The organism is uncultured Campylobacter sp., from assembly GCF_947255105.1.
Taxonomy (GTDB): domain Bacteria; phylum Campylobacterota; class Campylobacteria; order Campylobacterales; family Campylobacteraceae; genus Campylobacter_B.
Genome location: NZ_CAMYFP010000010.1, coordinates 1 through 21,787, shown reverse-complemented (window position 1 = coordinate 21,787; position 21,787 = coordinate 1). Strand labels below are relative to the sequence as shown.

Genomic DNA, 21,787 nt, shown 5'->3' with positions numbered 1-21,787 from the left:
CCTTATTTGCCCATTGCTCGCACTTCAACGTTAACTTCTGGAGCCAAATCAAGTTTGGTAAGTGAGTCAACTGTATCAGGTGTAGCTGCTACAATATCTAGCATTCTGGCGTGTATTCTCATCTCAAACTGCTCTCTTGAGTCTTTATTTACGTGTGGAGATTTTAAGACTGTGTAGCGTTTGACTTTGGTAGGCATAGGCACTGGTCCTCTGACATCTGCGCCTGTTCTTTTGACAGCTTCTACAATTGCTGCAACTGTTCGGTCTAGAACTCTGTGGTCGTAAGCTTTGAGCTTTAACCTGATTCTTTCCATATTTTTTCCTTACTTAAAGAACTTGTTACAACGCGTAACCTCTTATTTTTAAAATAAAAGACTTGGATTATATAAAAAGTAACTGTTGATGTCAATCTATTTGCCATTTTTTCTCAAATTTGAGCTTTTTCTTTCCTTATTTTAAGGAATATATTATTAAATTCGACAGTTAATAAAACTAAATCTAAATTTAAAATAGCTCTTTATCTTTTTTTTATAGCCGCTGCTATATAATCGCGCTATGTTAAATTTAAAAGATCTCTACGAAGAAAAAATTGAAAAAATTGACTATATTGAGCGCAAAAAGCGGATTGTTTCTCCAAAAACTATACTTTTTGGCTCTAGCAACAGCGGCAAAAGCTATCTGTTGCTAGACTATCTATCTAAATTTCAAAAAGAGAGTGTGCTCTATGTAGATTGGTCTGATTTGCGAGTCAAAAAAGATGGGCTGTTTGCAAAACTTGATGAGATTTTATTAAAAAACAAAGAGATAAAAGCAATAGGTATCGACAACTTCAATGACTTAAATTTGGAGGAAATAGGCAAATTTGTAGAGAAAAAAAATAGCTACTCCATCATCATCTCAACTAGGCAAAAAGGGCTAGTTATTGATGGTTTTGAAAGACTAGCTATTTATCCGCTGGATTTTGAAGAGTTTATGCTTTTTGATAAAAAAAGAAGCGATACACAGGCGATATTGGCGGCTTTTTTAAGACATGGAAATGGAGCTAAAAACCCTTTCATACAAGTTGCCAAAATAGCGGAGTTTGAACAGCTGCTTTTCCGTGCAAATTTGACTTATAATGAGCTTTTGGTACTTCGAAATAGCCTGCAATATGTAGATGAGATTTTTAGTGTAAATAGAGTTTATTTGGAGCTTAAAGAGAATAATAAAATCTCTAAAGATAGCGTATATGGCGCTATTGCTAAGTTTGAAAATGAGCTGCTTTTAAATTTAATCCCAAACTACGAAGACAAAAGAGCGATGAAGAAGCTCTATTTTTCGCACTTTGGTCTAAGAGATAGCTTTGATTTTAAAAAAGATTTTCATAAAAAATTTGCCAATGCTCTTTTTTGCGAGCTTCTAAATTTGGACGAAGAAATTTGCTACACAAAAGAGCTTGATTTTTATCTGCCAAAAAGAGGCTTGGCTATCTTACTAGCGCCTTTTAGTGCAAATGAGTTTGTCTTTTTGAAATTTAAAAAACTCGCACCAAGGCTAAAAGAGCTAAAAATTTCAAAACTCAATGTAATAAGCATGGCAAATAGCGATATATTGGACTATGAGGGCTTAAGATGCGAGATAGTTCCATTTTATCAATTTGTTCTTGGATTGTAAATTTAGAGGTGAAAGATGAGTCAAATTTGTGGCATTGATGAGGCTGGAAGAGGCTGCGTGGCTGGCGATCTTTGCATAGCTGCTTGCGTGCTTAAAAAAGAGATAGTTGGGCTAAAAGATAGCAAAAAACTCTCTTTTAAAAAAAGGGAGCTTTTATATGAAGAGATAGTTAAAAACTCAAAATATCTAATAGTTTCTTTTACAAGCCAAAAGATTGATGAAATCGGACTTAGCAGCTGTTTTAAAGAGGCTTTAAGCAAGATAGCAAAGGAATTTTTGGGATTTGAACTTATCTTTGATGGCAACACAAGCTTTGGCATAGATGGGATAACTACAGTTATCAAGGCAGATAGCAGCTATCAAGCAGTAAGTGCTGCAAGCATTTTGGCAAAGGTGACAAGAGATAGAGAGATTTTAAAATATGATCAAATTTATCCACAATATGGCTTTGCCAAACACAAAGGATATGGGACAAAAGAGCATGTTGAAGCTATTAAAAAGTATGGTTATAGTAACATTCACAGAAAAAGTTTTAAAATAAAGGATTTACAGTGATAAGAGTTGCAAAAAAAGAGGATGCAAAGGAGTGCGTTAGGGTGCTTGATCTTGCTATGGACGAGTTTAGCAGCGCTATTTTTAACACCAAAGATGAGAGCGATAAATTTAGTCTCTTTGAAGAGTTTTTTAAAAAAGAAAACAACAGAGTGTCTTATAAAAATGTAGTTGTTTATGAGTTAGAAAAGCATATAGCTGGGGCAATCTGTTTCTACAAAGGTGAGCTTAGCACCAAGTTAGATGAGGTTTTTAACAAAGCACTATTAAAAGAGGGAAAAGAGCCACTTTTAAAAGAGTGTTTAGACGATGAGTATTATATAGATAGCGTTGCTGTTGCACCTAAATACCGAGGTAGAGGGATTTTTAAAGAGCTTTTCAAAACTGCACTAAAAATTGCAAAAGAGAGTGGATACAAAAAGGCAAGTCTTATTACAAAAACACCATCGCTCTACCATCCTTTTGGTTTTGAAGAGAAAGAGAGGTCTGATTTTTATGGAGAAATTTACATCAAAATGGTAAAAACTCTCTAATTTTGTTCTTTATGAAAAATAGTTAGCAAATTGACTATCAGTGGCTAATGAGTCGAGTTTATTACATTTTAAGAATATAAAATTATAAAATAGTTATAAATTTAAGCCCAAATTTAGAAATTTATCCTTTCAAAATGGCTAAATTTATGGCTTTTACATAAATGCATCTGCTGAAATTTAAGAGATAAATTTAAAAATAGCAAAATAAATTTTTATAATAAAATTATTATCTTTTCATCTGCCTTTATGCCTATTCTTTCAAGTTAGCTTTATCTTAAAAATTACATCTTAAAAAATATTCTAATTTAAGCTTATTTATATAAAAGTAGAGTTAGAATCTAAAGTAATAAATTTCATATGAAAGGATTTATTCATGAAAACAAGAAAAGAACACGATTTTATCGGTGAGTTGGAGATCTCAAATGATCTTTATTATGGCGTCCAGACATTTAGAGCTGTTGAAAACTTTAAAATGACTGGCAGACAGATAAAAGACTATCCATTCTTTGTAAAGGCTTTTGCTCAAATTAAAAAAGCAGCAGCCCTAGCAAACAAAGAGGTTGGCGTTTTATGCCCAGAAAGAGCTGATGCTATCGCAAAAGCTTGCGATAAGATTATCGCTGGTGAGTTCATAGATCAATTTGTTGTAGATATGATCCAAGGTGGTGCAGGAACTTCAACAAATATGAACACAAACGAAGTTATTACAAACGTTGCACTTGAGATTTTGGGACATAAAAAGGGAGAGTATAGATACCTTCATCCAAACGACCATACAAACCTTGGCCAAAGCACAAACGATACTTACCCAAGCTCTATCAAAGTTGCAGCTCATGCAAAACTAGATGATTTGCTAAAGGCTATGGAGCTTCTTAAAAAAGAGCTTGACAAAAAAGCTAAAGAGTATAAAGATGTCATCAAAATGGGAAGAACAGAGCTTGAAGATGCTGTTCCTACAACACTTGGCAACACTTTCAACGCCTTTGCAAGCTACATCAAAGCTGACATTGCAAACATTAAAAAAGCAAGAGAGTTAATGAGCTTTTTAAATATGGGAGCAACAGCTATCGGAACAGGAATTAACTGCCACCCAGACTACAAATGTGCAGTTCATAAACACCTTAGCAAAATTACAGGTGCAGAGTTTAAACCAGCTGAAGACTTTATAGCTGCAACTCAAGATACAGCAGACTTTGTTCAAGTTAGCGGATGCCTAAAAACAGCTGCAGTTAGACTAAGCAAAATTGCAAACGACTTAAGACTTATGAACTCAGGTCCAAGATGCGGTTTGGCTGAAATCGACCTACCTAAGATGCAACCAGGAAGTTCAATTATGCCAGGAAAGGTAAATCCTGTTATTGCTGAAGTTGTAGGCGAGGCTTGCTATGAAGTTATAGGAAACGATGTAACTATCATGCTTTGCTCAGAAAGAGGCGAGTTTGAGCTTAATGCATTTGAGCCAGGAATTGCTTATGCACTATTTAACTCACTTGTAATCTTAGAAAACGCTTATATAACTTTGGCAGAAAAAGCTATTAAACATTTGCAAGCAAAACCTGAAAATTGCCTAAATTCAGTTCTTAACTCAGTTGGTATAGTAACTGCATTTAACCCAGTAATTGGTTACGAGAACTCAGCTTCAATTGCAAAAGAGGCTTTACAAACAGGTAAATCAGTTGGTGATATCGCGATAGAGAGAGGACTTTTAACAAAAGAAGAAGTTAAAAAACTTCTAGATCCAAAGAGTATGTTAAATCCTCATATGTCACACACTGGTAAAGACAAATAAATAGGTAAATAGTTGGTGTAAGGAAATCTTCCTTACACTTTTTAAAAGCAAAATTTAAAAAAGGGGTTTTTATGGACTTCATGCTTATTTTAGAAATAATCGTTCTTCTTGGAGCGATTTTTATAGGTGTCAAATTAGGCGGCATCGGTATAGGCTACGCAGGTGGTCTTGGTGTTGTAATTTTGACAATGCTTGGTTTAAAAGCTGGAAGCATTCCTTGGGATGTTATTTTAATTATTGCATCTGTTATTTCAGCAATAGGTGCGATGCAAGTTGCAGGCGGGCTTGACTATTTAGTTCAAATTGCCGAGAAAATTCTTCGCAAAAATCCAAAATATATCAACTTTTTAGCCCCAACAGTAACATATCTTTTGACTATCTTTGCAGGAACAGGTCACACAGCGTTTTCAATGATTCCTGTTATTTCAGAGGTTGCAAAGGGACAAAACATCAAGCCTTCAGTTCCATTATCAATCGCTGTTGTTTCTTCACAAATAGCAATTACAGCAAGCCCTGTATCAGCTGCGGTTATCTTTATGGCTGGTAACATGGCACTTGGCGGACTTGGAATTTCTTATCCAATACTTCTAGCTATCTGGATTCCAACAACATTTGCAGGTTGTATGGTAACAGCCCTTCTAATGAACTTTCTATGGAAACAAGATCTAGATAAAGATCCTGTTTATCAAGAGAGACTTAAAGAAGGTCTAGTTGCAGCTCCACAAAAAGAGGGTAACTATAAAGAGCTTCCAAAAGGTGCTAAAACTTCAGTTTTGATATTTTTCATCGGAATTATAGCGGTAGTATTTTATGCAACAGCTATAAGCAAAAATGTAGCAATAATAAAACCAAGCTATGTAACAGGATATGAAAAGGTGTATCAAAGCAAAGATACAGCTAAATTTGATGAAATAGTAGCGGCAAATCCTAGCATAAAAATATCAACAGATAAAAATACAGGCGTAAAATATGTAGAAGATAAAAGCAAACCTGTAAAATCTCTTACCCTAGCAAGAGATGGCGCTATTATGAGTTTTATGCTAATTATTGGCGCGTTGATAGTTATGATTTGTAAAATTGATGTTAATAAAATTCCTGTTCAAAGCACATTTAGAAGTGGTATGACAGCGTGCATATGCGTTTTGGGTGTCGCTTGGCTTGGAGATACATTTGTATCAAATCACACTGAAGAGATTAAGGGCTTGGCAGGAAACTTGGTAAAAGAGTATCCTGTTTTATTGTCAGTTGCACTCTTTCTTGCAAGTATGCTTCTTTACTCACAAGCAGCAACTGCAAAAGCATTGATTCCTACTGTTATAGTTGCTCTTGGACTAAGTGCAACAAACAATGGTGATGCTTATATCTTGGTTGCTTCATTTGCTGCTGTTTCAGCACTATTTGTTCTACCAACATATCCTACACTTCTAGGTGCAGTTCAAATGGACGATACAGGAACAACAAGAATTGGAAAATATGTATTTAACCACCCATTCTTCTTGCCTGGTGTTTTGGCAATTGCCTTCTCAGTAGCTTTTGGCTTTATCTTAGCACCAGTTCTACTTTAGAATTAGTTGGGATTTTTTCCCAACTAATTCTACTTTAAATTTCAATCAAAATATTTTTAAATATAGCATATAAAAATTTAGCCTGTTTTAATCTGTTTCGCATTTTATTTTAGTTTGCTGATGGGATTTTTAAGAAAAATAAGCAAGTTATTTATAACTATAATATAACGATAAAAAGAGAAACTAGTTACTCAAAGATATTAGAAGCAGAAGTAATTACTAAAAATGAAATTACACTTTTAACTAGTAAAAATTAAAAGTGTAATCACTTGAGTCTAAATTTATCTATTTTTTTGGATGAACCATCTCTTTTGGGATGACATATCTATCAAACTCATCAGCTGTTAAAAATCCAAGTTTAACTACTGCCTCTTTTAAGCTTAAATTTTCATTGAAAGCTGTTTTTGCAACAAGAGCTGCCTTTTCATATCCTATATAAGGATTTAGAGCAGTTACTAGCATTAAAGAGTTGTTTAAATTTGAGTTAATCTTCTCTAAATTTGGAGTTATTCCATCAACGCAGTGAATCTTAAAGCTCTTCATCGCATCACTTAAAAGTCTGATTGATTGTAAAAAGTTATATATGATAACTGGCTTATAAACATTTAGCTCAAAATTGCCCTGACTTGCGGCAAATGCGATTGATGAGTGATTGCCATGAACTTGCACCGCAACCATAGTAAGAGCTTCACACTGAGTAGGATTGACCTTTCCTGGCATAATCGAACTTCCTGGTTCATTTGCTGGCAAACTTATCTCGCCAATGCCACATCTCGGACCACTTCCCAAAAGCCTAATATCGTTTGCTATCTTCATCAGATTTGCAGCCAAGGCATTTAACGCACCGCTTGCAAAAACAACTCCATCATAACTAGTTAGTGCGTGAAATTTATTTGGACTGCTTATAAATTTATGTCCGCTAAACTCGCTAAGCTCCTTGCTTACAAGCTCGCCAAGTTTTGGGTGGGCATTTATTCCAGTTCCAACAGCAGTGCCGCCAATTGCTAACTCTCTTAAGTCATCTAAGCTTCTTTTAATCTGTGAAAAAGAGTGTTCAAGCATTGATCTATATCCGCTAAATTCCTGTCCCAAAGTTAAAGGTGTAGCATCTTGAAGATGAGTTCTGCCGATTTTTACAATATCTTTAAACTCATTTTCCTTTTTCAAAAACGACTCTTTAAGCTCATTTAAAGATGGCAAAAGGTTATTTTCTATCTCCAAAACAGAAACGATATGCATTGCAGTTGGGAAGGTGTCGTTTGAGCTTTGACTCATATTGACATGGTCATTTGGATGAATTTTCTTTTCAACTCTAAAATCAGCGCCCAAAATCTCACTTGCCCTATTTGCTATAACCTCATTTAAATTCATATTTGTCTGCGTTCCACTTCCAGTTTGCCAAATGGCTAGTGGAAACTCATCTTTCAAATCTCCATTTATGATCTCATCGCAAGCCTTTACAATGGCTTTCGTCTTCTCATCGTCAAGTTTTTTTAGACTATTATTTACTTTTGCGACCGATCTTTTAAGCATAGCAAAGGCTTTTATAAGCTCTGGTGGCATTTTTTCAACGCCGATTTTAAAATTCTCAAAGCTCCTTTCTGTTTGAGCGCCCCAATAGCGATCTTTTGGAACTTTAACTTCACCCATTGTGTCTTTTTCTACTCTGTATTCCATAACATCTCCTTCAGTGTTTGTAAAATTATATAAAAATATGTCAAATAAACCAATTTGTTTTACAAAACCTAGTTTTAGCAACCAAAACAACAATAAATCTTTTTATACTTTAAAAAGTAGATAGTACGATATTGGTTTATATTGCTTTTTTGATATAATAATCAGAAAATTTAGGAGAAAAAATGAGTTTCGATAAGATAATTTTTATAATAATTGTTGCTGCTGCCATTATGTTTTTTTATAATTCGCATGCACAAAAAGAGGCTATCAGAGCCCAAAACCCAATCCCAGAACATCAAACACAAAAAGAAGAGGGTGTTTGGGGCGAGGCATATGATAGCCTAAAAGACACCGTCAAAACAAGAAATTTAAAGCCTGGTGAAAATAGACAGGAAAAACTTATGAGAGAGGTTGGAGGAGAGAACAAATAACTCTCCTAGCCCCTCAGCCCATCAAGTCGCAAAGTATCACTATCCAACAAAACAATCTCACTTTGAAGTAGCTCATTTGCTATCTGCTTTGCCTCTTTTAGTGAATGCATTTTGCAACTTCCACACTGAAATTTGTTTGCCTCTGGGATTGTGGTAGTAGCCAAAACACTTTGCATACTTTTCATCCAAGCACTTTTTATCTCTTCTAAATTTGGCCTGCCTATCACACTCATATAAAAACCCGTCCTACAACCCATCGGCGAGATATCTATAATGATAACATTGTTTAAAAACTCTCTCATAAATCCAGCAAAGAGATGTTCTAACGTATGAAGCCCTTTTGATGGCATCATCTTGAAATTTGGCTTGCAAAATCTCATATCATAAACCGAAATCTTATCGCCCTTTGGTGTAGAAAGAGTTTTGGCAAGCCTAAGAGATGGCGCTGGCATTTTAGTGTGATCGATAGTAAAACTCTCAAGTAGCGGCATAAACTCTCCTTTGAATTTAAAGCTCTTTTGACTTTATAACCATTAGCTTGGTGTTGCTCATCTCATCCATTGAGTAGTTGATACCGCCGACTCCAATACCTGAGCTCTTTGCGCCACCAAATGGCATCCAATCAACCCTAAATGCTGTGTGATCATTTACCATAACTGCTGTTGCGTTGAGTCTTTTTACAGCTCTTAGGCAACTATTTATGTTGTTGCTAAAGACAGCTGATTGAAAACTAACATCTAGACTATTGGCTCTTTTTATCGCCTCATCAATATCATTGTAAGAATAGACGCAAACCACAGGACCAAAAACCTCTTTTTGTGAGATGGTGTCGCTATCTTTTGGATTGAAAAGGACAGTTGGTTTATAGCAACTCTCTCCAAGTCGCTCTCCGCCACAAAGAAGCTCTGCGCCATTTTTGATGGACTCATCAACCCACGAACTAACTCTTTGAATCTCCTTGTCGCTAATAAGTGGACCAACTTCAGTCTCTTTTAACATAGGATCGCCAACCTTTAGTTTGGAAGCCATCTGTGCAAGTCTTTTTGCCAACTCTTTTGCAATATCTTTATGAGCATAGACTCTTTGAACAGAGACACAAACCTGTCCGGCGTGATAAAAACCACCTTTTAATAGCAGTGGTAAAACTTCATCTAAATTTGCATCTTTTTCTACTATAACAGGTGCAACTCCTCCATGCTCTAAAGCAGATCTTACGCCATCGTGAAGCTTTCTTTTTAGCTCCCAACCAACTTTTGCCGAACCAATAAAGCTAAAAAATGCAACTTTTGGGCTACTAACTAGCGCTGCAGCACTTTCTTTATCGCAAGCAATAGCTGTTGCATAGCCATCTGGAAGTCCTGCTTCTTTGAGAATTTCTATTAGTTTAAATGCGCTAAGTGGTGTTTTTGAAGCTGGTCTAATGATAACTGGGCAACCAACAGCAATGGCAGGGATAACTTGATGAATGGCAAGATTAAATGGATGGTTAAATGCACTGATAGAAACTACAACTCCAAGTGGCTCTTTGAATGTATAAGCCAAGCGGTTGGCTGAACTTCTAGTATGTCCCATAGCAATCTCTTTGCCGCCCATTTGCTCAAGATAAGAGATCGCTACTTTTATACCATCTATCCCTCTTTCAACCTCTATTTTACTATCTATATATGGCTTGCCGCCCTCGCTAGTTGCAATCTCAATAATCTCCTCTTTATCCCTTTGGATAATCTCTATGGCTCTATTTAAAATCTCAATAATCTCAAATTTCTTTAGCCTTTTATCATAGTCGTTAAAAATCTCATAAGCTCTGTCTAAAGCGGCTAGCACCTCATCTTTGCTCGATAATTTAACCTCTGAAATCTTATGTCCGTCAAATGGCGAAAATACCTCTAACTGCTTCATCTTCTCTCCTTTAAACTAAGCAAGTTTTGTTTGCTAAAATTTCATTTAATATCTTGTGATTTAAAGAGTAATCAACTGCCAAGTCTATAAGATGAACTCCCTTTTTCTCTAGCACATCTTCTAAAATACTCTTAAATTCACTACAACTTTTTGGTCTATATCCCTTTGCGCCATAGCTGTTGGCATACATCACAAAGTCTGGATTGTTATAGTCTAGTCCAAAGTCTGCAAGTCCCATGCCTTTTTGCTTCCATTTAATCATGCCGTAAGCATTGTCGTTTAATATGACGATAACTAGGTCTAAATTTAGCCTTATTGCAGTCTCTATCTCTTGTGAGTTCATCATAAATCCACCATCTCCACAAACTGCAATGACTTTTTTGTTAGGATAGACAATCTTTGCTGCAATTGCCGATGGCAACCCTGCACCCATCGTAGCAAGTGCATTATCCAAAAGAAGTGTATTTGGAGCTTTGCAACTATAGTTTCTAGCAAACCAAATTTTATACATACCATTATCCAAAGCCACAATATCACTTGCCTTCATAGCCTCTCTTATGATCCTAACAACACGTTGTGGCAGGATTGGGAATCTATCATCGCCAAAGTATTTGTTAAGGCGTGTCTTTATCTCAACTGACATCTTTTTAAAGTAGTCAAAATCCCAATGAGCTTGCACTTTTATATTTTTAGAGATACGTTTTAAATTTATACACAAATCCCCAAGCACGTCAAGTTGCGGAAAATAGGTATCATCAACCTCTGATGGATAGAAATTTAGATGTATTACTTTGGTTGCGTCGGCTCTATTTTGCATAAAAAATGGTGGTTTTTCAGTGGCGTCATATCCTATGTTGATGATGAGATCTGCTCTTTCTATCGCACAATGTATAAAATCATCTTTAGAAAGTGCCGCTGTTCTTAGGCAAAGCTCATGATCCTCATCTATAACTCCCTTGCCCATCTGAGTAGTAAAAAATGGAATTCCAGTCTTTTCTACAAAATTTAAAAGCTCGTCACCCATATTTGTGCGGTTAGCTCCAGCACCTATCATAAGAAGCGGATGTTTTGCACTCTCTATCATCTCTATAGCTTGACAAATAGTGCTTTTTGTAGCCTTTGGATAGACTATCTTATGAACTGGATAGAGCGGATGGTCAATCTCTTCTGTTGCTATATCTTCTGGAAGCTCTATATGAACAGCGCCTTGACGCTCTGTCGTTGCTATCTTAAAAGCCTCTCTGATGGTGGCTGCTATATTGTTGCTATTTACAATCTGCTTAGCATATTTTGTAAGTGGTCTTAGCATGCTAACAGTGTCAATTATCTGAAATCGTCCCTGCTTTGACTTTTTGATAGGTTTTTGGCCTGTTATCATAAGCATTGGCATGCCACCAAGTTGGGCATAAGCTGCTGCTGTAACAAGGTTGGTAGCACCAGGCCCTAAAGTAGAAAAACAAACTCCAACTTTGCCTGTAAGTCTGCCATAAGTAGCCGCCATAAATCCCGCTGCTTGCTCATGCCTTGTTATGATAAGTTTGATTTTGGAAGATTTTCTAAGTGAGTCTAAAAAATCTAAATTTTCCTCTCCTGGAAGCCCAAAAATATACTCTACATCTTCATTTTCAAGAGCCTTTACAAAAAGATCGCTCGCTTTCATAGCCTCTCCTTGTAGTTTTGATAAATGGTATAAAATTTAGACTTTGTAAAAGGTAAAATTTAAATGTTACAAATAAATTTAATGATAATTAAAGTCGTAGGTAGCAAAAAGTAACTAGAGAGGCTAAATTTCCTCTCTAGGGTTTTTTGATCTAAATATTTTCTTTATAGATACAAAAAAGTTTTTAAACTGTTTATCATCAACTAAACTACTTATATACTCATCATAAGTTAGTTTTTTACTCCCTAAAAAGTCTTTCAAGCAGTCAAAACTAGCATCCATACTACCTGTTAGTTTTTCTATCTCAAGAAGCTTGCTATAGAGTGGAATCATCGCCTCAACTGCCTTTTTAGGAGCTGCTTTTCTGTAGGCTGTGTGCTCTATGATATCGCCATGTTCATCTCTTTTTGGCTCAAATTCTGTCATAACCCAGTAATATTTGCCACTTTTTGCCATATTTTTTACAATTGCTACTATATTTTCGCCCTTGCTTATCCTATCCCACATCATCCTAAATATAACACGTGGCATATCTGGGTGTCTTATGATATTGTGCGGTTTGCCAAGCATCTCATCTAAACTATAGCCACTAATTTGCACAAAGTAAGGATTACCATAAGTGATGATACCTTTGGCATCTGTTTTTGAAACTATATATCTTTTATCGTCTAAAATTATCTCTTCATCAACTGGAGTTGGTCTATCTTGACTCATTGTTAATCTTCTCTCCCTCTTTTTTATGTTCAAAAAATTTCTTCATAAGCTCAAAAAATAGAGCTGTAATGCCTCTTAACTTTGTGATACTTTTGATAAACTCATCATAGGTCATGCCCAAGCTTGCTAAGGTATCTTGTAGATATTTCTCACTCTCTACCATTCTGTTATTGTTCTCTTTTTCGATCCTAACTAGCTCTTTATAAATAGGAATTATCTTTGCTACAGCTTCTTTTGGAGCAGCCCTTCTATAGGCAGCATAACCAACAATCTCGCCGCTATCTTTATCTTTGATGGGTGCTATCTCCGCTAAAACCCAGTAATATTTACCACTTTTTGCTAAGTTTTTTACAAGACCTACAAAAGTCCCGCCTTTTTGTATCGTTTCCCACATCAATTTAAAGGCAACGCGAGGCATATCTGGATGTCTTAAGATATTGTGAGGTTGGTTTATGAGCTCTCTAAAATCATAACCACTAATCAAGGTAAAGTATTTGTTACCATATCTTATAATGCCCTTTGTATCGGTAGTAGAGTAGATATACTCTTTTGGGTCAAGAACTATCTCTTCATCAATCGGTATTGGTCGTGACATTGCAACTATCCTTTACATTAAAAAATATCATGATTATAACATACATTTAGTTATAAATTGACAAAAACATCAATAAGAAAGTTATTTAATATTGTTTTAAGTTTTAAGGTATCAAAATGGTTAAATTTGAAGCTAAATTTAGCAAACTACCTTCTTAAGAGTTTATAGATGACTTAAAAATAAAGCTTATAAGCCTTTTATTTACATCTGCTACATTATATTTTTGCTCGGCTATTTTCCTACTTTCTTTGCCCATTTTATCTATTAAATTTGGATTGTTTATAAGCAGCTCCATTTTGCTTATCAAGGCTTTAGAATCGCAAATTGGAACTAGATAGCCATTTATGCCATCAACAACTGTTTCTTTGCAGCCAACGCTATTGGTTGTTATTATGGCTCTGCCGATAGCCATAGCCTCTTGAGTGCTTCTTGGAACTCCCTCTCTATAGGACGGAAGAACGAAAACTGAACTATTTTTGATCCATTCGTTTGGGTTATTGACAAAACCTGGATATGTGATGATGCCACTTTTTATATAATCGTCCAAAACTTTTTTACTCAAGCCAAAAGGATTATTTTCATCAAAAGAGCCTAAAACAATAAACTCCACATTTTCTTTATATTTTTCTTTTATAGTTTTTGCAGCTTCAAGGTATTCAAAGATGCCTTTTTGTGCTAAAAGCCTAGCTATAAAAATAAATTTTATTGGTTTTGTATTTGGAATGCTATAGTTAAATTTATCCAAATCAACACCTATGCCGCCCAAAATATCTATATTTTTAACTTTTATTTTATACTTATCAACCAAATCTTTTTTATCATCATTTTGTAAAAAAATAAGATTGTCTAGCAATGGAAGTGAAATTTTGTAAAGTAAAATTTGAATAAATTTAATAATTTTAGTCTTTAAACCGCTTCCTTTTGGATTGATAGTAAAGGCGTTACCAAGTCCTTCTATCATACCAACAACTCTTTTTGTCTTTGCAAATTTAGCCACAATAGATGAAAAGATCACAGGCTTAACAAAAAATGAAAAGACAATATCAGGATTGTGTTTTTTAATGATTTTATAAAGTTCGATGGTTGCAATAATATCTTTAAGTGGATTTAAGCCTTTTGAGTTTAGGCTATAATCAAGTGGAATTGCACCAAAACTATCAATAATATCTTTGTCCTTTTGAGTATAGTCACTTACTAGACAAAAAACTTCATGATTTTTTGAGAGCTCTGCAATAAGCTCTTTTCTAAAATTTATCATCATTGAAGCAACATTGCCAATTATAAAAATTTTCATAACATTTCCTGTAGGTAATTTTGATAAGGTTTCCAACAAGTATCTATAAAATGTGGCAATTATATAAAACAATTGTCCAAATTACAACCTGTCTCATATCTAAAGCCGACAAAAAATGTCAGAAATAATATAAAAGCTAAAAAGATAAAATGCGATACTTTACTTGGTTTTAGTGAGAAAAAACTAAAAAGAGATAAGAGACAAAAAATTGAAAAATAAATCATCAAAAAAATCTTTTAGAGCTAGTTTTGTATTTGTGTATAAAAATTCTAACTGTATGCTTTAGACCATAAATTTGATAATTTTTAAATATGAAATATAAATAATAGACTATTTTTCCTAGTTTGTGACCATAACGTTTTATGAAATAACTTTTTTTTGATACTATAGCTTTTTCTGTATCACTTAGCCAGCTTCCATTAAAATGATGAATTGTATAGGAATTTTCTGTCAAATTAATATCTCCAGTTTCAAGATCTTTAGGACAAAAATATTCACTTGGATAAAGCGTAAAATCACAAATTGTCTGTAAAGAATTATTTGGAACAAGTCCTTTTTTTAAAAGAATGTTTGTCATAATAGTTACATTTGTAGTGGTATCAAAATTTCCATTTTCCAATATGAAGCTCTTATTATCATAATATCTTAAAAATTCATTTATAATTTGATTATTTTTTACACTTGCCATTATTCCAGTTGGAATTGAATTATTGCTTTCAAAACCAGAAAATGCATCATGTTTTAAAAATATATCTAAATTTTTAAGGACTTCAACATCGGTATCCATGTATATTCCACCATATTCATATAAAATTTTGAGTCTAGCATAGTCACTCACAAAGGCCCATTTTTTAGCATCGTAAGCTTGCTTGGCATATAAATTTTTACTTATATCAAAATTATCTTCATTCCACTCTATAATTTCATAATCAGGACAGTATTTTTTCCAACTCTCAATGCACTTTAGTGCAAGCTCTGGCAATGGATTTCTACCAAACCAAATATAATGAATTTTTTTAGGTATCATTTTATATCCCCTATAAAATTAACTATCTTTTCACAAGCCTTGCCATCGCCATAAGGGTTAGAGGCTTTACTCATTTTCCCATACTCATTTTTATCATCAATCAACAATTGCGTAGTTTTTACAATTTCTTTTATGCATGTTCCCACTAGCCTTACAGTTCCTGCATCTACTGCTTCTGGTCTTTCAGTTGTATTTCGCAAAACCAAAACAGGCTTTCCTAAACTTGGCGCCTCCTCCTGCACTCCACCGCTGTCAGTTAGCACCAAATAAGAAAGGCTCATCAAATATGAAAATTCCAAATAGTCCAAAGGTTTTATGAGATAGATATTTGAAATTTTGCTCAGTGTTTTAAAGACAGGTTCTTGGATATTGGGATTTAGATGCACAGGATAGATAAATTTAATATTTTGATTGTTTTGTGCCAAAGTTTTGATGGCGTGGCATATTTTTTCTATACCGCTTCCAAAATTCTCTCTTCTATGGGCAGTTACTAGGACAAATTTATCTTTTTTAATATCTATTTTATCATCTAAGAAATGCTTTATTTTCTCATAAATCTCTTTTTCTAAAATTAAATCACTTTTTATTTTATCAAGCACCCAAAAAAGTGCATCTATGACTGTATTGCCTGTTACTAAAATGCTATTTTTATCAACATTTTCTTTTAGTAAATTTTGCATCGCTTTGTTTGTAGGGGCAAAATGAAATTTGGTAAGTTTGCTTGTTAGAACTCTATTTGCCTCTTCTGGAAAAGGATTGTAGATATCATATGTCCTAAGTCCTGCTTCAACATGGCAAATCTTAATCTGCTTATAAAATGCAGCCAAACTAGAGGCAAATGTCGTTGTAGTATCGCCATGAACAAAGACAAAGTCTGGTTTAAAATCATCAAAAACTTTTTTTATTTGAAGCAAAATATTGGATGTTATATCATATAAGTCTTGATTTTGCTTCATTATATTTAGATCATAATCCGGCTTTAAATCAAAAATTTCTAAAACTTGATCTAACATCTCTCTATGTTGGGCTGTGACACAAATTTTTGTATCAAATTTATTATCTTTTTTAAACTCTTTTACCAATGGTGCCATTTTTATGGCTTCTGGACGGGTACCAAAAATAATTAAAATATTCATATGAACTCCAAAAATAATAGATTAAACTTTTTTATACCATTTATAATAAGTTAGATGAATTTTTCTATCTTTTTCATCTGGGATGGTCATATAGTCATCATAACAAACTCGAATAACCTTATCATACTCTTTTACTAACATAAATCTGTAATCTTCAAATTTACCATCAATATACTCATCAAACCAGCTCTTTTTATAGCGTTCAAAGTAACCAAAAGATGCTATACCGATATAATCAGTTTTAATATTGTTAAATTTTTTCTGTAAATAATCAATTTTTTCGATAACTCTTTTTTTTGTATAAATTTTACTAATTATGCAAAATGGTAAAAAAACGATTGATTTTATAATAGCCTTTATTAATGATGCTGAAGCAAAATATCTTTTAAAACTATTTGTTTGTAACAACCGCATATAAAAAAGTATCTTTTCCATATGTTTTTTGTATCCAACATCTGGTAAATTATCCAGAGGAAAAATATCAATATAAAGACCTAAATCTGCGTAAGCATTCATTCTTGCATATTTTTTAAATGGAATCCCAATAGTATTCTTATAGCAGATATCTGAAAAATTGAAATAGCCACCATTTTTCAGATCCAACAAATCATACTTATCATCTTTTTTAATTATTTCTATAAGTTTATCGTAGTTGTCTCTTGTTAGCATTATATCCATGTCATCATCCCATGGGATAAATCCTTTATGTCTAATAGCTCCTATTAATGTGCCATAAGCTAAAGAATACTTTATATTATTTTCTCTACAAACTTTATCTATATAACACATCATTTCAAGCATTTTTTCTTTTGCCTCATCAAGGCTAATTTCTACTAAATTTTCCATTTAGCTTTTCCTTTAATTCATCTATATCTTTTATATCATCTAGTTCGCATACATAGCTTGGATCTATAAACTTAGAGTATATAGATATTTTATCTATTAATTTAGCAATAACATTATCATAATATAGCTTAGAATCTAAAAAATAATTATCATCTAAATTATATATTTCATTTTTTATTATCTTTGAGTCTTTATTTGTAAAATAACTAATCCCAAGTAAGCTTGGCTTTTCATCTGTACATATTTTTATATCAAAAACTCTATCTTTTTCATCTGCACAAACAATCCATTCAGCTTTTTGTGTTTTTCTTCTTAATGTTGTGTAGTATGTAGATCTAGTTTCTAAACTAAATATATTTTTTAACAATACAACATCAGCATCTATAATAAAACTATCTGAAAAATAATCCATTGCTAACTTAAAAGAATAAGCATTATTTTTAGTTGCAAAATCTGGATTAAAGATTAAATTTATATTTTTATATCTGTCTTTTAAATATAAAAACTGCTCGCTTAAATAACCTATAACTATATGTATTTCATCTATGTCTATTTCATTTAAATATCTTATAGTTCTTTCTAAGTTTGGTACATTATCAACTAAAAAAAGAGATTTATGTGTAGTTTTTGTATACTCTTTTAATCTTGATCCAAGACCAGCTGCCATTATTATTGCATTACTCACTAGTTATCCTTTATTGTTTATATTTGTAAGCATACTTCCTGTTATTATAAATAAAGCAAGTATAAAAGTTGTTAGCATAAACTCACCATTTATAAAAAACATTATTAAAACAGTCCAAGCAGAGTATGATATATTTAATCCCATAGCTTTAAGCACACCTATTCTTTTTATTGCGGCATAATAAAACAGGTATGAGATAGTTCCAAAAATAGAAGCTAAAAAAACTATATTAAAATCTTTAACTTCAAAGTTAGTGCTAAAATCTGTATATAAAAAATAGATAAAGGCTATAAGACAATATGTAGTAAAACTAATACCTTGCCTTATGCAAAGTGCAGAAAATTCATTAAGCGAGCTATCTTTAATAAAAGCTTTTTTTATAATAACACATTCACTTCCCCAAGAAAGAGCTGTTATGAGTGCAAAAACAAATCCTAATATACTAATATTAAATTTAATATTTAAAGAATAGAGTAAAATTGTAGAAATAATAGCTATAAAAAGACCAATCTTGCCTATTAAATTTAACTTTTCTTTTAGCAAAAACCTTGCTAATAGCGCTGCAATTACTGGATAAGTTATACTAATGCAAGTAGCTAAAGCTGGTCCTATCAAAGATATAGAAATAATATATGAACCCATTCCAATAGGTCCACCAATAAGACCAGCAAAAATCACTATCTTAAAACTATCACTTTTAATTATGTTTTTAAAATTTGAAGTTTTTGAAAAAGATGATTTTATGGATAATAATAAAAATCCAAAACCATCATGTATAAAAGCTGTAAGTAATATAATTAAAGTTGAATAAGATAAGAGTACTGTATCTATACTCCAAAATATACCACTAAAAAGACCTAATAAAAATCCACTCAAAATATCTTCCTATCAAAGGCTTGTTTAAACCTATTATCAATATACGATGTTAAATCTTCTCCTGCACTCATTTTTGCAAGTCCCCATACAGACCACAAAATATCTTGAATGCTTTTAAAAATATCAATCTTAATAACTTCATCATTTTTTAAGCCATAGCTTTTTATAAGCTTTTCATCTTCTTGTTTGTTAAAATTACTCTCAACTGATATAAAAGCAACATCCCAAATAGGATCATTTAAACCTGAGTATTCCCAGTCTATAAAATAGAGTTTTTTTATACTATTGTCAGGATTTTTTATAGCTAAAATATTTTCAGGAACTATATCTCCATGAGTTGGAGTATAAATAAAGCTTTTATTGTATAGATCCATATTTATTTCAATTAATCTATTTTTTAACTTTTCAAATAAAATAAGTCCATCTTTTAAAAATTTATGATTTTTATACTCACTAGAAAGCAAAGATAGATATTTATCCATCTCTTTAAATGCATCAAAATGATTTGTAAATGGCATGTTTGAGCTATGGATGTTTTTAATATCTTTACCAATTTCTTTTATATACTCTCTTGCGGTTTGTGGATTTAAAGTTTTTGCTTCTTCTAAAAATTTAGTTATTTTTATTCCTGTTTTTTCATTAAAATAAACTGTTTGGACATTGAACCCACTCTCAAAACTTAAAATTTGATTGTTTTTTTCATTTACTCTATTTATTATGCTATTTGCATTTTTTCTAGGAAGCCTAAAAACAAATTTATCATTGTCGCAAACAACAAGATAGTTTTTATTAGTCATGCCGCCGATAAATTTTATATCATTAGCACTTTTGTTAAGCACCTTCTCAAACTTTTGTTTGACATCTTCAAAGTTCATTTTTCTTCCTTTTTAGAAAATTTATATATTTTTGCATGACAATTTTAAGCTCGCATCTATATAAAAATAAAGTTAAAAATAAAAATATCAAAAATGATAATATATTAACACTAAGATTCATATTAATGAAGATGCTATTTTGCACATAAAAGCAGCAAACTAAAGCGGCAATTTTTAAAAAATTTAACTCTATTTTAAAAGAGCGATTAATAACAGCTATGATTAAAAAACAAATTACCGTATAACAAATTATATACGAATAAATAACTGCCATAACGCCAAATTTAGATATAAAAATATTTAATAAAATTATATTTATGATAGCTCCGATTATTGTGCATATGGATAGATATTTATTTTTATTGATTGTGTTTATTATGCTAGTTAAAAAATCATTAAAACCACATATTATTGCACCAAATAATGCACCTGGAATATAGTTTAGTGACTCGATAAATTTAGAATTGATAAAAAATGGGAATAACAACTTTATTATAGGAAGTATTAAAATAACACCAATAATCATAAATTTTAAATATTGATAGCAGGCATTAGAATAAAAAATAGAATTACCTTTTTTATCCAAATTTTTAGAAAAACTAATCTCTTGCCAAGCCATTTTAAAACAGAAAGTAATCAGACCCAAAACTAATGAAAATTTCAAAGCTATGGCATAATATCCATTTTCATCCAAGCTTAACTCGCTTGCAATCAATATCCTTCCATAAATTGCTGCAAACCACCAAGCTAAAGAATTAAAGATTAAAGGAAAAGAAAATTTAAAAAGTGTTTTGAAAAACAAAAAATCAAAGTTATTAAATCGTATATATTTCGCAATAGGATTATATTTTTCCATTAAACCAATGGCAATAATTTTTCCAACAATTATTCCGATCAACAAAGCTTCATATTTAAATTCAAAAAAATAAAGTAAAACAAAAGTTATAATAGAATAAATAATTGTTTCAACTATTCCAGAAACAACAAAATAAAAATTTTTATCCAATGCCCTTAATATATATGCATACATAGATTGCAAGGAGATTAAAAACCCTAAAAAAATTAATAAATTTGGGAAATTTATATTTTTATAAAAGAGAAATATGAAGAAAAATAATAGATAAAAGATAGTGCAGATAAAAAATAAAAAAAAGCCTGTTGAAATGATTTTTAAATTTTTATCTTCTTTTTTTATGTTTGCTATATCTTTTTTATATAAGATATATTTCATCACACCAACCCAAATGTCTGGGTAAAATAAATAGGTAAAAAAGGCAATATAAGCCAAGCTTAAGTCATACTCTCCAAATTCAGCCGCACTTAAATATCTTGTATAAATTGGAAGCATAAAAAATGCTATAAGTTTGCTTAATATGCTTCCTAGAAAATATATTCCGCTTGATTTTACAAATCTTTTTAAATCACTCAAAATTTAGACTTCAGTATTAATTTCTATTTTTTGCAACATCCCAAATAAGTACACCAAAAATACTAAGCAAAAACCCAACAAAACAAGATATAAGTAAAATTAAAGCTTTTTTAGGCTTTACAGGGTTTTCATAAGTTACTATATTGGATAAAATATATATTTTTTGGATATTTTCTGGCTCTATTTTACTTGCTTCAAAATTATTTGGCTTTATGAAATTTTTTATGTTAAGTTTATCTCTCAAATAGTTCATCAGCTCTACCTAAGATTGCAAAAGTATTGCTAAAATATGATGTTTTTATGAGAAAAAGAATTTTAACAAGCTCTAATAAATCAATCTCATCATCTTTTAAATATTCATTTTTAGCCATTTAGTAACCTTTTGTTAATATTAAGCGCTGATTATATCCTAAATCATCTTATCTATATCTTATTTAAGGCTATTTGCGGTTTAAATTTGGATTTATGAGAATTTTTGATGGTGGAGCCAAGCGGGATCGAACCGCCGACCTCTTGAATGCCATTCAAGCGCTCTCCCCTGTCTCTTATAC

At 32.2% G+C, this 21,787-nt stretch carries 23 protein-coding genes; 6 read left to right on the top strand and 17 right to left on the bottom strand.

Going from position 1 to position 21,787, the window contains the following annotated elements; translation table 11 throughout:
* Positions 1 to 2: 2 nt before the first annotated feature.
* Positions 3 to 314, bottom strand: coding sequence for a 30S ribosomal protein S10 (gene rpsJ, locus Q0X52_RS06045; protein ID WP_297576074.1), 312 nt, complete (start codon positions 312 to 314; stop codon positions 3 to 5).
* Positions 315 to 555: 241 nt separating this feature from the next.
* On the opposite strand from rpsJ, the gene Q0X52_RS06040 reads away from it, so the two are divergent.
* The 5 genes from Q0X52_RS06040 (at position 556) to Q0X52_RS06020 (ending at position 6,092) form a co-directional block, all read left to right on the top strand.
* The gene (locus tag Q0X52_RS06040; RefSeq protein WP_297576073.1) at positions 556 to 1,653 is read left to right on the top strand and encodes an ATP-binding protein; all 1,098 of its coding nucleotides are present in this window, start codon (positions 556 to 558) and stop codon (positions 1,651 to 1,653) included.
* 15 nt (positions 1,654 to 1,668) lie between these two features.
* Positions 1,669 to 2,208 carry a ribonuclease HII gene (locus Q0X52_RS06035; RefSeq protein ID WP_297576071.1) on the top strand — a complete coding sequence of 180 codons (540 nt, stop codon included), beginning with the start codon at positions 1,669 to 1,671 and terminating at the stop codon, positions 2,206 to 2,208.
* The gene (locus Q0X52_RS06030) at positions 2,205 to 2,738 is read left to right on the top strand and encodes a GNAT family N-acetyltransferase (RefSeq protein WP_297576069.1); all 534 of its coding nucleotides are present in this window, start codon (positions 2,205 to 2,207) and stop codon (positions 2,736 to 2,738) included. Before Q0X52_RS06035 ends, Q0X52_RS06030 begins: the two co-directional genes overlap by 4 nt.
* Positions 2,739 to 3,111: 373 nt before the next feature.
* Positions 3,112 to 4,527 (top strand): aspartate ammonia-lyase, encoded by a 1,416-nt coding sequence (locus Q0X52_RS06025; protein WP_297576067.1) that lies wholly within the window; start codon positions 3,112 to 3,114, stop codon positions 4,525 to 4,527.
* A 71-nt stretch (positions 4,528 to 4,598) separates the two neighbouring features.
* Positions 4,599 to 6,092 carry an anaerobic C4-dicarboxylate transporter gene (locus Q0X52_RS06020; RefSeq protein ID WP_297576065.1) on the top strand — a complete coding sequence of 498 codons (1,494 nt, stop codon included), beginning with the start codon at positions 4,599 to 4,601 and terminating at the stop codon, positions 6,090 to 6,092.
* Between the two features lie 285 nt (positions 6,093 to 6,377).
* On the opposite strand, the gene fumC is transcribed toward Q0X52_RS06020, so the two are convergent.
* The gene (gene fumC / locus Q0X52_RS06015) at positions 6,378 to 7,769 is read right to left on the bottom strand and encodes a class II fumarate hydratase (RefSeq protein ID WP_297576063.1); all 1,392 of its coding nucleotides are present in this window, start codon (positions 7,767 to 7,769) and stop codon (positions 6,378 to 6,380) included.
* Positions 7,770 to 7,951: 182 nt separating this feature from the next.
* On the opposite strand from fumC, the gene Q0X52_RS06010 reads away from it, so the two are divergent.
* On the top strand, positions 7,952 to 8,200 hold the full coding sequence (locus Q0X52_RS06010; RefSeq protein ID WP_297576061.1) for a hypothetical protein: 249 nt from the start codon (positions 7,952 to 7,954) through the stop codon (positions 8,198 to 8,200).
* 5 nt (positions 8,201 to 8,205) lie between these two features.
* On the opposite strand, the gene luxS is transcribed toward Q0X52_RS06010, so the two are convergent.
* The 15 genes from luxS to Q0X52_RS05940 form a co-directional block, all read right to left on the bottom strand.
* On the bottom strand, positions 8,206 to 8,691 hold the full coding sequence (luxS, locus tag Q0X52_RS06005) for an S-ribosylhomocysteine lyase (protein ID WP_297576059.1): 486 nt from the start codon (positions 8,689 to 8,691) through the stop codon (positions 8,206 to 8,208).
* 16 nt (positions 8,692 to 8,707) lie between these two features.
* On the bottom strand, positions 8,708 to 10,099 hold the full coding sequence (locus Q0X52_RS06000; protein WP_297576057.1) for an aldehyde dehydrogenase family protein: 1,392 nt from the start codon (positions 10,097 to 10,099) through the stop codon (positions 8,708 to 8,710).
* 10 nt (positions 10,100 to 10,109) lie between these two features.
* The gene (locus Q0X52_RS05995) at positions 10,110 to 11,759 is read right to left on the bottom strand and encodes an acetolactate synthase large subunit (RefSeq protein WP_297576055.1); all 1,650 of its coding nucleotides are present in this window, start codon (positions 11,757 to 11,759) and stop codon (positions 10,110 to 10,112) included.
* Between the two features lie 123 nt (positions 11,760 to 11,882).
* A complete protein-coding gene (locus Q0X52_RS05990; protein WP_297576052.1) occupies positions 11,883 to 12,473 on the bottom strand; it encodes a PAS domain-containing protein in 591 nt (196 codons plus the stop codon).
* Entirely contained in the window at positions 12,460 to 13,068 is a 609-nt protein-coding gene (locus Q0X52_RS05985; RefSeq protein ID WP_297576050.1) for a PAS domain-containing protein, read from the bottom strand. The genes Q0X52_RS05990 and Q0X52_RS05985 overlap by 14 nt, the downstream gene beginning before the upstream one ends.
* A 154-nt stretch (positions 13,069 to 13,222) precedes the next feature.
* Positions 13,223 to 14,362, bottom strand: coding sequence for a glycosyltransferase family 4 protein (locus Q0X52_RS05980; protein WP_297576048.1), 1,140 nt, complete (start codon positions 14,360 to 14,362; stop codon positions 13,223 to 13,225).
* Between the two features lie 223 nt (positions 14,363 to 14,585).
* Positions 14,586 to 15,389 carry a glycosyltransferase family 32 protein gene (locus Q0X52_RS05975; protein ID WP_297576046.1) on the bottom strand — a complete coding sequence of 268 codons (804 nt, stop codon included), beginning with the start codon at positions 15,387 to 15,389 and terminating at the stop codon, positions 14,586 to 14,588.
* On the bottom strand, positions 15,386 to 16,525 hold the full coding sequence (wecB, locus tag Q0X52_RS05970; protein WP_297576044.1) for a non-hydrolyzing UDP-N-acetylglucosamine 2-epimerase: 1,140 nt from the start codon (positions 16,523 to 16,525) through the stop codon (positions 15,386 to 15,388). The genes Q0X52_RS05975 and wecB overlap by 4 nt, the downstream gene beginning before the upstream one ends.
* A gap of 21 nt (positions 16,526 to 16,546) precedes the next feature.
* Positions 16,547 to 17,371: a LicD family protein gene (locus Q0X52_RS05965; protein ID WP_297576042.1), complete on the bottom strand. Its 825-nt coding sequence runs from the start codon at positions 17,369 to 17,371 to the stop codon at positions 16,547 to 16,549.
* A complete protein-coding gene (locus tag Q0X52_RS05960; protein WP_297576040.1) occupies positions 17,349 to 18,056 on the bottom strand; it encodes an NTP transferase domain-containing protein in 708 nt (235 codons plus the stop codon). The genes Q0X52_RS05965 and Q0X52_RS05960 overlap by 23 nt, the downstream gene beginning before the upstream one ends.
* A 3-nt stretch (positions 18,057 to 18,059) precedes the next feature.
* Positions 18,060 to 18,932 carry a DMT family transporter gene (locus Q0X52_RS05955; protein WP_297576038.1) on the bottom strand — a complete coding sequence of 291 codons (873 nt, stop codon included), beginning with the start codon at positions 18,930 to 18,932 and terminating at the stop codon, positions 18,060 to 18,062.
* The gene (locus tag Q0X52_RS05950; RefSeq protein ID WP_297576036.1) at positions 18,929 to 19,807 is read right to left on the bottom strand and encodes a choline/ethanolamine kinase family protein; all 879 of its coding nucleotides are present in this window, start codon (positions 19,805 to 19,807) and stop codon (positions 18,929 to 18,931) included. The genes Q0X52_RS05955 and Q0X52_RS05950 overlap by 4 nt, the downstream gene beginning before the upstream one ends.
* Entirely contained in the window at positions 19,797 to 21,236 is a 1,440-nt protein-coding gene (locus Q0X52_RS05945; RefSeq protein WP_297576034.1) for an oligosaccharide flippase family protein, read from the bottom strand. The genes Q0X52_RS05950 and Q0X52_RS05945 overlap by 11 nt, the downstream gene beginning before the upstream one ends.
* Positions 21,237 to 21,252: 16 nt before the next feature.
* Positions 21,253 to 21,489 (bottom strand): GNVR domain-containing protein, encoded by a 237-nt coding sequence (locus Q0X52_RS07915; RefSeq protein WP_367173578.1) that lies wholly within the window; start codon positions 21,487 to 21,489, stop codon positions 21,253 to 21,255.
* A complete protein-coding gene (locus Q0X52_RS05940) occupies positions 21,470 to 21,607 on the bottom strand; it encodes a hypothetical protein (protein WP_297576032.1) in 138 nt (45 codons plus the stop codon). The genes Q0X52_RS07915 and Q0X52_RS05940 overlap by 20 nt, the downstream gene beginning before the upstream one ends.
* Between the last annotated feature and the right edge of the window lie 180 nt (positions 21,608 to 21,787).